Raw genomic sequence first — 15753 nt, forward strand, 5'->3', positions numbered from 1 at the left:
TTTGTGGCATTGCTGATGTTATAGCAGTTTCTTGAGCTGAAGTTATAGTTCCTGCAGTTACAAGATTGTCAAGCACAGTCTTGAAATTAGTTTTAGTACCAGATTCTCCTGCTGTTTTTATTGCTGATGTTATAGCAGTTTCTTGAGCTGAAGTTATTGTTCCCGCAGTTACAAGCTTATCAAGCTCTGTTTTTAAAGAATTTTTATTATTTCCTTTATTAAATTGGTGTACTGCTTTTGTTTTATTATTAGAAAGTGCATCTGCATGAACTGTAAATCCCGTACCTACTACACCTATTGATGCTACAAGAGCTAAAGCTGCAATTAACTTAACATTTCTTTTTAACATTTTCAATTACCTCCAAAATTCAATTTAAATCTTTATATGTAACAAAATTAATTAACTAACCTCATGCATGTATGATACATACAACTTATGTCAATTCAGTGTCAGACCTATGGATATATTGTTAATATTATGTAAATGAACAAATACCATCCAAAAAATTATAATTAAGCAAAATGCTGTTATATCCATCTTTGATTCTTCTAAAGAGAACTCCCTCAATCCATTTTAGTGTTCAGTTTGCCTATTATAAATCTGATTATTGAGCAACCTAATTTAACGTGAGTTCGACGGAATTCTATGTGGTGAATCATGTAATATCAATGCTTATATAAGATTACATTATTTTAAAGTATGCTAAGTAAACATCTGTAAACATGCTTAAATTAAATGTCTGACATTAAATTTAAGTAGTTTACTTTGTGTATTTAACCCTCAAAAGAACTCCCTCAGCAAATAAAGTGTAGTTTGGTGCAAAAAAAAAGAACTAAATCCAGAAGGGAATTGTCAAGGGCGGTTTAAATTATTTTTTCACTTACAACTCTACCCTTAAAAAAGAAAAAATAATTTAAATCGGGCGCAGCCTTTACCCTTGATAAGGAATGAATGGATAGTATAATTACTCCTGCCCAAACACACCTTTTATTTACATATTAAGCAAAATAATGTATTCTGAGATGTATAAAATATTAGTAATACTATATTCCTTTTCAATAAAATAAATGAAAAAACTAAGTATGATTACTCATACTTAGTTTTTTTTGCTCTGTGTGATACAAAACCTGTGAAAAATAACAAAAATATTAAACTTAAACTAAATAATAAATAAAATTTATTATTAGATTTATTCCTTAGTTTATTAAATAAAACTTTCATTTTCACCCTCCTTGCATAGATATTTACTCATTCCTATTGTTACCCTCTTTCCTTTTTCTTTCTTGATTTTTCTTTTCTCTATACAATCTGTAGTTTTTATATGCACTATACAGTTCATTCTTAAACTTTATAAAATCCTTCTTACTGTTTTTATGGATCATTTTCATTAAATAAATTGTTCCGGCGGAACTTTCTTTAATATCCTCAATGGCAACCTTCAAGATCCATTTCATCAGAAAAAAGACTATAACTAATTCAATCATTGTTTCAATTAGATCATATACCCTATATAATACATATACCAATGTATACACTATTCAATCATCTCCTGATGATTAAATTACGAACCATCATTGCTCTTGTTGCTAATTTACCACCCATGTGCATAGCAGTTCTTCCTGTTCCTGTACTGTACCACATGTCCCTTAAAATCCTTGGGCCTTTTATCAGATTGCAACAACAACCGAATAAAATCATAAAGTTATACCATGTAAACTCATTTTTCAAAGCCCAGGTTACTCCCAGCATACATATTAACTGCGTTATTACAGTTAATACTTGACTTATAAGTTCACGCCACCATGTATCCATAAAGTTGAAATTATCAGAAGCCATTGAGATAGCTACAGGGACAGAGTATATCTGTAAGAAGATTAAATCTACTTGATAAACACACATTTTAATAAAAAAACAAGCTGAAGCCACTGCTATAAACCCTATAATAACAACAAGCATAAAGCCTTTAGATATTGAAGCAATTCCACTTGATTGTATATAATTATTCAATGAATCTGCCGCATTACTAGATATTTGATTGAATATCCAATTCCCTAAAGGAAAAGCAATTTCACCCACTATGACCTTTATTAAAAACGGACATATTACAACCATGACAGAAGCTTTTACAGTTCTTGTTATGAGTTCTCCTACTGTATAATCAGCGCAATTATTACTTATATCGGACATGAAATTTACCAACTTTACGGCAACAATAATTGCAAGTAAATAAGCTCCAACTCCTAAAAAAATATTATAAACAGTATTGGCAAAATCGGGTAAATTCTGCGGTGTAAAAATTAGTTTCTTAGCTAAATCAAGTGAGCCTTGGAGTACGTCTTTGGCACTAGAAATAAAATAGTCATTCAATAAAGAACCCATTTTAAACCCTCCTTATTTTAAAACTTTTATAAACTAGGCTCACTAGCCTTGTTTATTTTCCATTTGCCATTTTCTTGTTTCATTTGTATCTCAAATACTAATACTTCCTGTTTCAGTATTTTATAGGTAACTGTTTTATTTTCTTTATCAACTATAGGACTATTAATTAGATAGTTACCTTGAAAGATTATATTGCCTGCTATAGTATCTTCAAAGTAAAATGTTTCTGGACTTATAGAATATCCCGTTTCAATTTTATTACATGTATCAGTCATGAAATCACTTGTGAAGTAATCTTTGAAATTTTTACTTACATACTCTTTAACTTTTTGTGTATCTTTATCACTAACAAGTATTTCTTCATTTTTGTGGCTACTTAAAAATGCCTGTAATGCTAGTTTGCTGTCTGTTTTTGCTGTATCCTCATTAAACTTAGGCTGGCAACCTGTAAAAGAAAGTATCAAGATTAATAGTAAGTTCGTAGCAATGAAAAACCTTTTAATTTTCATTTTAAACCTCCAAATTATCTTCTAGATTTTCTAATTCTTCCATGTCTTCCTCATCTATTCCTAATAGTAAATTTTCTAGTTCTTCAATATCTTCTTTATCCTTTTTATCTACGTTTTTTACTTTATCATCATGTATTTTTTGCTCCTGCTCTTTTACTTCTTGTTTCTTTTCATCAGAATTTATATAAGCTTCATATTGAACTTTTTGGGCTTCCCTAAATTCTATAACTTCATCCGTTGTATACCTGTTATAATCCTTTTGTTTTGTCCTATATTTTTCTGTTATACCTGGGAAAATTTCAAACTGTTTGGCCTTTTTTAGCTTAATAGGATATTTACCTGTGATTATTAGAAGGGATTCATCCCTATCCATATGCTCAATTTCATCTGCATTAATTAAATTTCTACCTGTGTAACTAAAGTTTTGAGAACTTGATGAACTATCACTTTTATTGCCCTTTGATGTGGATTTTGAAGATGTTTCAACCTTTACAGTTGTCTTTCCGGCAAGCTCTGAAAAATATTTTGATGTAGTGTTATTTACATTCCCTAAACACAACTTTATGCCGCAATTACCTAAAATACTTTCTGCCTGTTCCCTTCCATACCTTTCTTGAAGCTGCGTAATATTTTGAAGAATAGTACAGCACGCTATACCATAACCCCTACAAGTTGCTAAAAATTTTTCATACTCACTAAACCTACCCAGGCTTGGAAATTCATCTAAGTGAAAAATTACTGGTCGCGGTAGCTTAGTATTATTTTCATTCCCCAAAATATAAAGTTCTTGAAACATTTGAGTGAAGAATAAATTAATTAACCCTTCCCAGGTACTGTCCATCACTGGGATCATTACATATAGTGCTATCTTTCTTTTCCCAATATCTCTAAGAAAAAAATCTGAATTAGCCGTAAAGTCTGCTACCTCCTGGTCTACATAGTCCCCTATAGTAGTTAAAAGTGAAATTAAAATGCTTGCCCTTGTTTCTTTCTGTGATTTTTTGAAACCTAGTTCATAAGCTCTCCTTGCAGGGTGCTTTTTACCTAACTTTAAAAATTGTTCATCCAGGCTGCTTACTCCATCCTCATTTTGTTCAGGGTCAAATTCCTGTAAGAAATCCAGTACCCCTGCCATATTTCTTTTTTCCACTGGCATTTCATGTATACTGTATAAAATTAATGCTTTTAATAAACCTAGCTGCGCATTGTACCACATATCCTTACGTTTGGGGTCGTTTTTAGCTGCCACTATTGCATTTGCAACAGTTGTGGCGTCTCTGTCTTTTCTTACATAATCAAAAGGGTTATAATGGTCACTGACAGCCATATCCGCAAAGTTTACAACATGCACCTCATATCCTTCTAGTTCCTTAACTTTAGCTGTCATTTCATAAACTTCGATTTTAGGATCGGTTACTACTATAGAACATTCTCTTTCATTTAAAACATTGGTTATAACATAACTTTGGGTTTTAAGTGAGCCTGGCCCACCTACTACAAAACAATTCCTGTTAGGCAATGTAGAGTTAGTTGGCTGAACCAAAGCCATATTGTCTTTTATCCCCAGAACTATGCCATTAGAGCTTTTTCTCTGTTTCTTTTTACTCATTATTTTCATTACTATTTCCCCCTTTTATTTCAATAGCTAAATCCTCTAAAAGTTGTTTAGCATGTATTGCCACAGTTTCATTCCCAACAAAAATTTCATTGTTCTGAGAATATCTACTTGAACCATGTATGGCATATTCGGCGTCAAGTTCATACTTTTTCTTACCTGTTTTAAAAAGTAAACAAAGAAATATAACCAGGACTACAACAGTTCCTAAGATAACTATAGGATTCTTAGCTTTTACTAGATTTGAAATTGCAACTATGGGATGGTGTCCCAAACCTTTAAGGCTTGAAGCCACCATACTTTTATTTAAGTTTAGTATTTTATATTTTTGTACTAAAGAAGTAATCTGCCCTAAACACAAAATACCTATCTCCAAAATTAGTGAAACTACAACAGCCACAATGACTTTACTTTTAGACATTTAATTAACCCCCTTACTGCTTCCACTCTCATATGGGGCAAAGCTCCCCATTAAAGTGATTTTATTTACAATATAGTTACTACCCTGCTTTATTACTTCTACTTCGTAAATCTGGCTTACAGGTGCGCTATTTGAACCATTTACACTATAGGTTGTATTGATACTTACAAGTGCTTTTGCTGTGTCTGTATTGGTATCAGTTAAATATATATTCAAGCTGTTAACCTTGTTTTGTATTGGAGTTTTAGGGGCCTCTGCCCCTCCTGCTCCTTGAAGTGACTTGTATACATCATCCGTTACATATTTTTTGATTTCTGTAAACCTTGATACATAAGTCTGATTATTATAATTAAATTCCGCATAAAATAAACTACGGACATTATTTTTTATAGTATAATTATCTTGGTTATTGCCTCCGTTAGATAACTGCTCATTTAACTGTTTCTTTTGAAGTGTTAAATTTTGCACTTCATTTTTTTGTCTGCTTGAAGCCATCCTTTGACCTATAAGACCTATAACCAATAAAATATTTATTATAATAGACGCTGATAAAACAATATAAATCTTTTTCATTGTCTCTCCCCTTTCTATTTGACCCTTCCATACCCTGCTAAATGCTCTTGCCAAAAGCTATTATTTAAACTCTCATATCCAATTCCATGACCTCCACTTTGATACATTGTGTTGTTTCCAACATATATTCCTACATGAGTTATATAATCACCACACTTATATGTGGCTGTAAAAAACACTAAGTCCCCTGGCTCCACGCTTCCTGGTGCAACCCTACTTGTTGCGTCATATTGTTCCTGGGCTGTACGTGGTAGATTTATACCAATCTCACCATATACATATTGTGTAAGACCTGAACAGTCAAAACCTGTGGATGGGCTGGAGCCTCCAAACACATAAGCTTCACCTTGAAACTTATCTGCCGCCTGTATTAATTTACTGTAACTATCACTACCTAGTGGCGATTGAGAAGAACCCTCTGCAATTCCTGTATCAGTCATGGTTACATACCGCATTACGTGGGCATAATAATTTACATCTCCATATCTGCCGCCATGTAAGCTTGAGAAGGCTATTGCAAGGTCATTTGTACTTTTTCCACCATTAGAAGCCACATAGTCTACATATCCTTGGCCAAAATTATATGATTGAATAATTGTTTCAAAATCGCATTTTTTCTTATTTGCATAATTTACAATAGAGCTAAAATACTTTATTCCTACCTCTAAAGATTCTTGGGGGTCTTGAATTGAATTGGCTGGAAGTCCCTCACTCTCGGAACTTTGCATAATGTCATTAGTGGTGCTGTCTCCACTTTCTTGATAGATCATTGCAAGCAATACTTCTGTATAGTTTCCAACTCCGTATTTATTAGCAATTTCTAAAACTAGAGGCCGCCATTTCTGCACTGATGGAGGTATATTTGCTTTTCCAAAACTTTGAGTATTGTTGTTGTTTTGATTCCCCAAAATAGCCATAATCATTACAAAAACTGCACAAATAGCAATAATTATTATTTTCTTCATTTTTTATCTTTTTCCTTCTTCTGTATGTTCTGGTACTGCTTAGTTAAATCATTAATTTGTAATTGTATCTGGCTTATTTTTGTAGTATCAGTTTCTTGACTTATACTGGTTTTTAACTCATTCACTTTACCTATTAAGTTCTTTTCTGTTATGGCTGCAGCAACATCTTTGTCTTTTAACCTTGTATTGACGTCATAAGCGTCTACAACATTGTTATGGGCTATAAATGCAAGTGCAAGTCTCTTTAACTGGTCTTTATCTGTAATAAGCTGTTTTCCTGCTAATAAATAGTTATAGTTGTATGAAACAATCTGCTTTTCAGTATTTACGTAACTGTTATTTGTTTTAAGTTTTAAAATATCTTTTTGTTTACCTTGTAAATACAGCTGCTGCACAACTTTTTTTGCATAGCTATCATCTTCATTTATTGCATTATCATATTGGTTAAACTGTAAATACACATCTGCTATCTGTGCTTTGGTATACCCACTTTTCCTTAATAAATTAATACCGTCTTTATAATCTCCCAAACTCAAATCTCTGTAGGCGTCAGCTTTGTTATTTGCCCATTCAATTTGACTTGAATAAACTTCTTCTACTTTGTTGTTTGAAATTTTACTTATTCCAGCTGCCAGTATTAAAACAATTAATATGACAGCTCCGTTAATTACTATAGTTGCAGCTTTTTTGCGTAAATTAGTTTTTCTTTTAATTTCTATATCTTGAAAATGCTTTGTTTCATCAGCATTTAACTTATCTAAAACCAATTTATGAAGTTCTTCAATTGACCTGGTTTTATCCACTTCAAATAAAAAGCCATCATTTATTTTATTTAGCAGTGAATTTTTATTTATTTTTAATTTTTCAAATGGATAAGGGGACAGTATGGACAAAACAATTAATTTGTATTGTTCAAGCTCTGTATAGTTACGAATGTAGGGTATAAACTTATTGCTCCTATACATAAACTTTATAGTCTTTAAATCCTTAAAAAATATATTCTGTGGGTGCAATAAGACTTTATCCTCAAAACTTTCAAGTGGGTTGATAGAGAGTATTTTTTCTAATATAGAAAGCCTGAGAACTGTAGAATATTTCTTTGACATTACTATGGGTTTATATCCTTCTTCAATTTCATATTTTAAAATATACTTCTGTCCTTCATGCTCTATAGAATTTAAAGAAAAGCAATGTTCATTTTCTTTCTTTAATATTTCAAGCTCTACTTCACTTTCTGCTAAAACTTTATTTTCATCTATGCTTATGGTGTACTCATTTCCTTTTGTGTAAATTGTTAAATCCTCCATTAAAATTATTTTCAAAGTTCCCACTCCCCTAAATTTTTTATTTCTTCCATTTCCATAGGGCTTATATGAAGCTGACTTTCATAATCCACCTCTACATCTGGATTTTGTTCATAATTTTTTCTATACCTTTTAGGATTAATTAACCTCATTTCTTCTCTTGAAAGCTCTATCCTCATAAATACTCTTTTTGTTCCATATAATAAGAGTGCTTCACCTTTTCTTTTTGCTCTAAGCAGGGATATTTCAGGCTTAGAAAAGTTCAATCGAAGCTTTTCTATAACTTCATCAACTCCCCTGTTATCAAGTCCAAAAAACAATTTTGTATATGAGTTTCCCACCACTGCTTCACCTAAATTTTTGTCGTCTATTTCTTTTTTCAATATATCTTGTATTTGCTGTGTTATAGCTACTGCACTTGCGTTATATTTCCTAAACCTCTTGTATGCCTGAAAGAAAAAATCTATAGCTTGTGGGTTTTTTGTAAGAAAGTGAAATTCATCAATAAACATATAGGTATACTTGTGGTTTTTCCTTGATGTGATAATATCCCATAAATAACTGAATGTGTTTAAATAACATGCTCCTTGTATTTCAGGCTCGTTTTGTAGTGCCTTTAAATCAAATGAAATAATACTGTTGTTCAAGCTTACATTGGTATAGCCATTAAATATTGAATTGGAACCATATACATAGCTATTTAATATATAATAAAAATCTTCTATTTTGTTAAATGCTCCTGGGTCTTCTTCCTTTAACTTTCCGATTCTATTATATAAATCCTCTAAAATAGGAAAATCCTTATGTGTCATTTTACTTATGTCCTGTACTTCCCTGAATTTATCGTAAAGGCTTATTACAAGTTTTTCTACTATGGACATTTCAACCTGTGTCATATCTTCCTTGATTGTTTTAAATAATGCCTTAAGCCTTTGGCATTTCTGCTTTATAAGATTTTCGACTTTGTTACTGGCAGTCATATTTTTGATTATTTCATCATCTGTTATTTCTTCCGAAAATATCTCCAGAAGATTTATTTTTGTGTCAGATATTGAACTTAAGTGTATTACTGTACCACCGTAATATTCTATTATGTCACTATACTCGTTTTCTGGGTCGATAACATAGACAATATACCCTCTTGCAATTAGATTCAGTATTTTTCTCATAATGGCACTTGTTTTTCCAACACCAGAAGTTCCAATAACAATCATGTTTTGATTTAGCGTTTCTTCTCTTTCATCCAGATAATTTATTGAAACCACAGAGTTTGTAATTTTGTTTATTCCTTCGATTACTGCATTAGGTGACAGGTCGCATACTTCACTATCGTCAAAAGGGAAAAAAGAACTTGCAGCAGTAGTATTGCTCATCTGATAGGTGTACTCTTGCAGCTTGTTTTGTTGGAGTGGAAGGGCCGACCAATAGGCGTCACCCATGCGGTAATATGGAATTATACCTCTCATATGAGCTTTCATTAATGCTCTTTGGACACTTTCCTCTAACCTGTTGAGTTTTTCAGGCGTTTCCGCCTGAATTAATATATAAGTGTAGATATATAGAAAGCCAACTTTATTGCCAAAAGATTCCCTAAGCTGATTTTCTGCGCTTTTAATTTGTTCTTCCAGGCTTATCATAAGCCTGGGGTCTTTTGTCTTTAGCAATTCAGCTTGTTTATTTTTTATGCTTCTGTTATAATGATCAAGCATTAGGTTGTCGTTGGCTGTCTGAATATATTGGGTTATTGAGATGTTACCCTTTAGGCGTTTTAAATCGGACAGCCAATTACCTCTTGCTTCTGTGGGATATTGTGCTATTGCTATGACTTTTATATAGTTTCCTCCAAGCTCTACACTGTCTTTATTTTCCCTATACATAAATGGGTAAATACATTCTATAGGCGTGGTGTCTATAAGTCCTGTTAATTCATCCTTCTTCACTTCTTCAATTTCATATGGTTGTATTTCTTCACTTATTTTTTTACTGTCATTTTTCTTATTTTTAATTTTTAAATTTAACAATTTACTCACTCCTTACACGACATATATTGAATTCTTGAAGTCTATAAATCTGTGTAGTGCAATTATAATATCTTTTGTATTTAATACCTTTGCTTCTGCATTATAAGATTCAAGTAGTGTATTTAAAGAGTTTTGAACTTTTTTTATCTTATCATTTAGGTTTCTTTCTGCTGCCTTTAGTTCTTCAATGGTTCTTTCTCTTACTTTTTCACTGATAATCACTAAATGCTGCTTTGTAGTTAATTCACTTGATAGCTCCATATTCTGATATTCAATGCAATATGACGCTATAAGCTCCCGTAAATGACTATTACCATTGTTTTGTCTAGCCTCTAAATACCTTTTTTTCCAGTACAGGTTATAAGCTTTCATATCCAGTGGAATTGTCATGGAAATAATCTGTGGATTGTCTTCTTTGTTTTGTTCAAGAAAAGAAGCATAATCTTCAAATAGTGTATTCTGTTCGTATTGTGCCAAAAGGTCTAAATTTATTCCCTCTACCTTAAGCATAGAAAGCAGGGTGTTGTCTTTTAAATACACAAAATCTTCATATACTCCTTCAATAGGGCTTATATCCTGTAAATATAACTTACTGTCTTTTCCCACTACTTAAGCACCTCCTTGTTTTCTCTAGGTCTTAAATAATATAATTTCTGTCTGCTCTTAAAGCTTAACTTATCCCTCATGTGTTCAATGAATCTTATATTATTTCTATACCTTACAGGTCTGCCAATTGCAGCCACAAAACCAAAAGCTACAATAGGTAGTGCAATCATTAATTTAATAATCCATAGTGCTACAATGTCATAAGGTGGTACTGCAAATATTAATAGCCCTACAATTACTGGTATAGTTACATATTTAAAAACATCCATAAGCGTTAAACCTGGTATTAAGTTATAAGACGCTTCTACATTTCGTGGAAAGACAAATTTTTTACCCTCTCTTTGCTCTCCACTTTCGTCAAGTATCTCTATTAAAGCCTCTTTTACATCTTCCTTATCTACCCTCATAACTTCACTTCCTTATTGAAATAATCCATATACCCAGGGTATGAGCCATGTTAAAGCTCCTCCTGTGGCAACTGCTGCGCCTACCATACCAATACCCCTCCACATTTCATTTTTCATATGTGGATCATCTAAGCTTGGCAGTTTTGATATTACTATTTTTGCAGCTGCTATAACTCCCACTACTGCAATAACAGATGTAACCACAACCTGTATAGTATTAAAACCTGTAGTTAGTTTTTGCTGTATATCCCCTGCATTTGATTCAGCTTTTACTAGAACTGTATTTCCTAAAACTAGAAATGTAGTATAGGCAGAAGCTAAATATTTACTTATTTTTTTCATTATAATTTCACCTCTGGAACTTGATTTAGCTTTAATCTTTTCTTTCTTTCCAAATAATCATCTAGTTTATCTAGTGTTTTTTCTGCTTCTTCTTTTGTGTAGTATGGAGAAATTATTCTTAGTTCTCCTTTCCTATTGCATTTTCCAATAGAATAGCCCTTATTACTATTTGTAACCTCAAAAGGTTGTCTGATTTCATCTAATTTTTTGTCAAGCTCCACACCATAGAAACTTAAAAATCCTTCTAAAAATGCGCGGCTGTCATTTTTAAATTCCATTTTAACTTTATTCAATTTTTCACTTTCCTTTAAGCTTTTAAAAGTATCTTCTATTTTTTCTCTTATACTATTTACACTTTCTGTACTTTTAAAATCAAGACTGTTTTCAGGTAATCCATAGCTTGTTAATGTCTTATTTACAACTTCTTTTCTTGCTGTATCATTACCCTCTAAGTTTTCTAATAAAATCTTTCTTCTTGCGTCATTTGTGGGTTCAGTATCGAATTTGATATTATGAATGTTAAATGAGTTGAATTTGATATTGTCCTTATTATCTTTTAAATTGTCCTTATTATCTTTTAAATAGATACAAGTATCTTTGTCTAACTTGAAAAGTGTTCTATCCCTTAAAATCTCATATTCATGTGTTTTAAATATGCTTTTTAATGCTTCATCTTTTGATTTGAAATCTTTAGAAATGACATAAGGTTCTTTTTCTTTCTGCTTATATTCTAAAAAATATTTATCATTATCTTTTTTTAAATTTATTGCTGCTTCATCATCTATTGTGAACTTCTTTACTACCTTTCCACTTCTATTGAATATTTCTTTTTCCTCTCCTTTTTTCATTTCATAAATTCCATTGTATTCAATTACCTTTTGTTCTTCCAGTGCTTCATCCAGTATCTTTAAGTCGTCACCTTCTAAACTACTTTCAAGGTCATAAATCTTAGATGTCAATTCGTCATCCTGAAAAGTCCTATCTTGTCTTATATTCCTTTCCATGATTTAATAACATCTCCTTTTAATTATTTAATTTTCAATATTGAATTTTCTTTCATCAAACAGATTATAACACCCCCTCTCTAAGCATTTTTAATATAAATTTTTTATAAACTCCTACCATGCCCTCTCCTTCTTTGTTGTTTCAATTTCTTGTTACGCTTTAGTTCTTCTTCATCTATTCTTTTGTTAACTTCGCTGATGAATATTTTCAAAGTATCTGATAACAAATTATTTATCTTAGGAGTATCAAATTTCCTTTCATAACTTAAATGTTCATTGAAGAAGTTATTGCTAAATTCATTATTAAATACTTTAAAATCCTTTAAGTAATTATCTTTATTAAAATAGTTGTTTACCTGTTCTTTTTGCTTTTCTCCTAATTCATCATAATAGGAAGCACATTCAGCATGAAACATATAAACAAATGACTTACTATTCAATCTAAAATTAGTATATTTTTGCTTTAATAACTCTCTGTCTTTATTTAATAAATTCAATATTTCCTTTTGCTCACTTAAATTATATTTTCGTGGAGGATTTTTAAAGTCCTCTGCTCTTACTGTTTTACCATAATACTCATTACTCATTATAAGAATTTCTTTTTCCTGAATAGTTAACTTTGTTTTGTTATCCCAATTAGGATACATTTTTTCTAATCTATTGTCATAAACTTTATTCATTATTTCCAATGCTACTTTTAATTCTTTTCTTGTGTTTGCAATTTTCCTTAATGTAGTCAATACCTTTTTAGGTGCATTTCTTACTGTGTCTATATCATCAAAAGATATATTATATTTTTCTTCTACTTCATTAAATATATCTTTTAAATGTTCAATATCATGCTCAAGGGAAATTGAAAATCTGGCTCTATTATTTAATATATCTTTTAATGAATTTTCAAGCCTATCATTCTCAGCTGAATTTTTCACCTGCTCAATTTCTTCTTCATTAAGCAATTTATTTTCTCTTAAAGTTGTATCTACTAAATAGATTTTTTCATGCTTATTTAAACTATCCAAATCTAAATTTTTATAATGCTTTTGTATAAATCTATCTGCATTATTTTCTAAAATTTTTTCAGCAGTAGATAACATTTCTTCTTCCTTTTCTATTCTACTTAATGCTCTTATTTTCTCTATAGTATCATCCTTAAACTCTAAAGATTTACTCCAATTATTTAACTGCCTTTTTCTGTATTCTATATTTTCTATATTCACATAAGCTTTGATATATTTTGAAATGTTGCTAAGTTTCTTTACCTCTTTTTCATCAAGACAATTATAAAATTTATTGTTATCAGCACTTCTTTCTTTTTCTCTTTTATATTCATTTAATTCAATAACATTTCTGTTATATTCTTTAACATCTTTATTGTGGTTTACCCTGTAAGATTCTCCCCCTCTTTTGACAATATTTCTAGCTGCATAACCTTCATGTATTTGTGGTTTAGTTTCTTTTCCTAATTCTTTATTACTCTTACAGCTTATACGTTCATTTATGCCATTTTTCTCTAGATAACTATTTGTCATTACTTCCCATGCCTTACGCCATTCTTTCATTTTATTTCTGTCGTTCCAATCTGTTATATGAACAGCTCTATATTTTACTTTTCCACTTTCAGTAATTACCTTTTCTTTCCTTTGTTTATTTCCCCATTCTCCACTATCATTAAAAGGTCTCATGGTTAACATTACATGAAAGTGTGGGTTATTTTCATCTTCTCTATGAATAGAAATATCTGCCACCATTCCATTATCTACAAAGGTTTTTTTACAAAATTCAAATGCTAATTCTTCCTGTTCTTCACTACTTAATTCCTTTGGGAGTGCAACATTAAATTCTCTTGCCAGTTGTGCGTTATGCTGCTTTTCTTTTTTCTCAACTTCATTCCACAATCTTTGTCTATCACTAGCCCATTTGGGTGCATTATCTGGTACAAGTATTCTTGTAACAGGTGGTATTTGCCTTTTGTAATATTTTACTGCCTGGTTTCTTTCATCAAGTAATTTTTCTGCACTTCGATATGCGGCACAAGCCACAGAAGAACGCTGCCTTCCTTTTTTGTCTGACCTAGTTATAATTTGTCCTTCAAAGTGGAATATCGCCATAACGCACCCCTTTTTTGTATTTTGCAAAACATTCATGTTTTGTGTAATTATTGTTTTAGTAAATTTTTTTTGAAAAAATTTCGCACTATACCACTTGTGGTATATACGTGCGCCCTTCGTAAACTTGGGACACATAAATTCTTACATTTTTATTATATCACTACTAAAATATACATTCAATAGGTAACTTTCATTTTTTTAACAAATTGAATAAATTTTTTCCATTCTATCATAATATGATTTTTTAAAAGTTAACTTTTAAAAATAAAAAATTATTTCTTTAAAAAATATTGTTATACTATTCCAATAATGTTATTAATGGTATAATTGTTATAGTATAATAAAAAATAGGGGGAATTTAAGATGTCAAAAAATGATATAAAAAATATTGACCTTGAAATTGAAAAGCTAAAGCAAAAAAAGAAAGACTTAATTGCTAAAAGAGAAAGAGAAGTAGGAGCATACCTATTAAAGACTTGGAATATAGAAGATAAGACAAATGAAGCAATTTTTAAATTAATTGAACAAAATAAGCCTAGCGTTGGTGATAACAAATGAACAATATAGATAAATTAGATTTAAAAATTAAACTTCTGGAAGAAAAGAAAAAAGCTCTTGGTAAAAAGTTGGATTATGAAGAAAGGAAAAAACGTACAAGACGTTTAATTCAAACTGGAGCTTTAGTAGAAAAATATTTTAATATAGAACATTTATCTATGGAAGATAGAGAAGAACTATTTAATATCTTTGCTGACTATATAAAATCTCATGCACCTGAAAAATATAATTTAAAAGAAATAAAGAATAAAACTTAATAGTTTGTTCTTTATTTCTAAATATCTAGTTTATAATTGTCAATTAATAATTTTACACAAAATTGAGGGTACGTACTCTTTATATTTCTAATTCCTTATCATTAGTATCATGTTTACAATGTTGTAATATTGAACTACATATTTCAGTATAGTTCTCACCAACTGGACAAATATTAATATATTCTAGCGCTTCTAAACATAATTGTAATGCTTTGTTTTTATCTTCAAGCGAATTCAAATACAATATAGAGTTATTAATTAAACTTTCTATTACTTTTGAACTATATACTTGAGGATTTTTTTCTGCTAATTTTCTCCTTATACGTAAGGCTTCAACATAATTTTTCTCCGCTGCTTCATAGTCATTTCTGATATGTTGTAAAATTGCAAGGTTGTTTAATGTTATTGCCATATCAGGCATGTAGATTTCTGGATTTTTTTTAGCTAATTTTCGATATTTATCTAGGGCTTCAACGTAATTTTTCTCCGCTACTTTATAGTCATTTCTGCTCTTTTGCAAATTTGCAAGGTTGTTTAATGTCATTGCCACATCTGGCACGTAGGTTTCTGGATTTTTTTTAGCTAATTCTCGATATTTATCTAGGGCTTCAACATAATTTTTCTCCGCTGCTTCATAGTCATCTCTGCTCTGTTGTAAAATTGCAAGGTTGTTTAATGTCATT

General features: G+C 30.8%; 17 protein-coding genes and 1 pseudogene. 2 read left to right on the top strand and 16 right to left on the bottom strand.

From position 1 onward, the window contains the following. The 15 genes and pseudogenes from ACJDU8_RS21105 to mobQ form a co-directional block, all read right to left on the bottom strand. Nucleotides 1–349: pseudogene (locus ACJDU8_RS21105) on the bottom strand (hypothetical protein); the annotation flags it as partial. Nucleotides 350–1245: 896 nt separating this feature from the next. After that, nucleotides 1246–1536 (bottom strand): hypothetical protein, encoded by a 291-nt coding sequence (locus ACJDU8_RS21110; protein ID WP_406794152.1) that lies wholly within the window; start codon nt 1534–1536, stop codon nt 1246–1248. 7 nt (nt 1537–1543) lie between these two features. Beyond that, nucleotides 1544–2380, bottom strand: a complete 837-nt coding sequence (locus tag ACJDU8_RS21115) for a conjugal transfer protein TrbL family protein (RefSeq protein ID WP_406794154.1) — start codon at nt 2378–2380, stop codon at nt 1544–1546. 26 nt (nt 2381–2406) lie between these two features. Further along, entirely contained in the window at nt 2407–2889 is a 483-nt protein-coding gene (locus ACJDU8_RS21120; RefSeq protein WP_406794155.1) for a hypothetical protein, read from the bottom strand. Between the two features lies 1 nt (nt 2890). Further along, nucleotides 2891–4507, bottom strand: a complete 1617-nt coding sequence (locus ACJDU8_RS21125) for a VirD4-like conjugal transfer protein, CD1115 family (protein WP_406794156.1) — start codon at nt 4505–4507, stop codon at nt 2891–2893. Continuing rightward, nucleotides 4491–4925, bottom strand: coding sequence for a hypothetical protein (locus tag ACJDU8_RS21130; RefSeq protein ID WP_406794157.1), 435 nt, complete (start codon nt 4923–4925; stop codon nt 4491–4493). Before ACJDU8_RS21130 ends, ACJDU8_RS21125 begins: the two co-directional genes overlap by 17 nt. Continuing rightward, nucleotides 4926–5498 (bottom strand): hypothetical protein, encoded by a 573-nt coding sequence (locus tag ACJDU8_RS21135; RefSeq protein ID WP_406794158.1) that lies wholly within the window; start codon nt 5496–5498, stop codon nt 4926–4928. Between the two features lie 14 nt (nt 5499–5512). Then, a complete protein-coding gene (locus ACJDU8_RS21140; RefSeq protein WP_406794159.1) occupies nt 5513–6463 on the bottom strand; it encodes a bifunctional lytic transglycosylase/C40 family peptidase in 951 nt (316 codons plus the stop codon). Next, nucleotides 6460–7785, bottom strand: coding sequence for a type VII secretion protein EssB/YukC (locus tag ACJDU8_RS21145; RefSeq protein ID WP_406794160.1), 1326 nt, complete (start codon nt 7783–7785; stop codon nt 6460–6462). Before ACJDU8_RS21145 ends, ACJDU8_RS21140 begins: the two co-directional genes overlap by 4 nt. After that, nucleotides 7782–9788 (bottom strand): VirB4 family type IV secretion system protein, encoded by a 2007-nt coding sequence (locus ACJDU8_RS21150; RefSeq protein WP_406794161.1) that lies wholly within the window; start codon nt 9786–9788, stop codon nt 7782–7784. The genes ACJDU8_RS21145 and ACJDU8_RS21150 overlap by 4 nt, the downstream gene beginning before the upstream one ends. A 12-nt stretch (nt 9789–9800) precedes the next feature. Then, nucleotides 9801–10394, bottom strand: coding sequence for a TrsD/TraD family conjugative transfer protein (gene trsD / locus ACJDU8_RS21155; RefSeq protein ID WP_406794162.1), 594 nt, complete (start codon nt 10392–10394; stop codon nt 9801–9803). Beyond that, nucleotides 10394–10801: a hypothetical protein gene (locus ACJDU8_RS21160; protein WP_406794163.1), complete on the bottom strand. Its 408-nt coding sequence runs from the start codon at nt 10799–10801 to the stop codon at nt 10394–10396. Before ACJDU8_RS21160 ends, trsD begins: the two co-directional genes overlap by 1 nt. Before the next feature lie 12 nt (nt 10802–10813). Further along, nucleotides 10814–11143, bottom strand: coding sequence for a CagC family type IV secretion system protein (locus tag ACJDU8_RS21165; RefSeq protein ID WP_406794164.1), 330 nt, complete (start codon nt 11141–11143; stop codon nt 10814–10816). Then, entirely contained in the window at nt 11143–12147 is a 1005-nt protein-coding gene (locus ACJDU8_RS21170; protein WP_406794165.1) for a hypothetical protein, read from the bottom strand. Before ACJDU8_RS21170 ends, ACJDU8_RS21165 begins: the two co-directional genes overlap by 1 nt. A gap of 104 nt (nt 12148–12251) precedes the next feature. Beyond that, nucleotides 12252–14255 carry a MobQ family relaxase gene (gene mobQ, locus ACJDU8_RS21175; RefSeq protein WP_406794166.1) on the bottom strand — a complete coding sequence of 668 codons (2004 nt, stop codon included), beginning with the start codon at nt 14253–14255 and terminating at the stop codon, nt 12252–12254. A gap of 363 nt (nt 14256–14618) precedes the next feature. Here mobQ and ACJDU8_RS21180 point away from each other — a divergent pair, with 363 nt between their 5' ends. Then, nucleotides 14619–14813, top strand: a complete 195-nt coding sequence (locus ACJDU8_RS21180; protein ID WP_406794167.1) for a hypothetical protein — start codon at nt 14619–14621, stop codon at nt 14811–14813. Next, the gene (traD, locus tag ACJDU8_RS21185; RefSeq protein WP_406794168.1) at nt 14810–15070 is read left to right on the top strand and encodes a conjugal transfer protein TraD; all 261 of its coding nucleotides are present in this window, start codon (nt 14810–14812) and stop codon (nt 15068–15070) included. Before ACJDU8_RS21180 ends, traD begins: the two co-directional genes overlap by 4 nt. 79 nt (nt 15071–15149) lie before the next feature. Here the strand turns inward: traD and ACJDU8_RS21190 are convergent. Further along, nucleotides 15150–15753 (bottom strand): tetratricopeptide repeat protein (locus tag ACJDU8_RS21190; RefSeq protein ID WP_406794169.1); only part of this gene is annotated, 604 nt, incomplete at its 5' end.

The sequence above is a fragment of the Candidatus Clostridium eludens genome, from assembly GCF_045310515.1.
In the GTDB taxonomy this organism is placed as follows: Bacteria; Bacillota; Clostridia; order Clostridiales; family Clostridiaceae; genus Clostridium_B; species Clostridium_B eludens.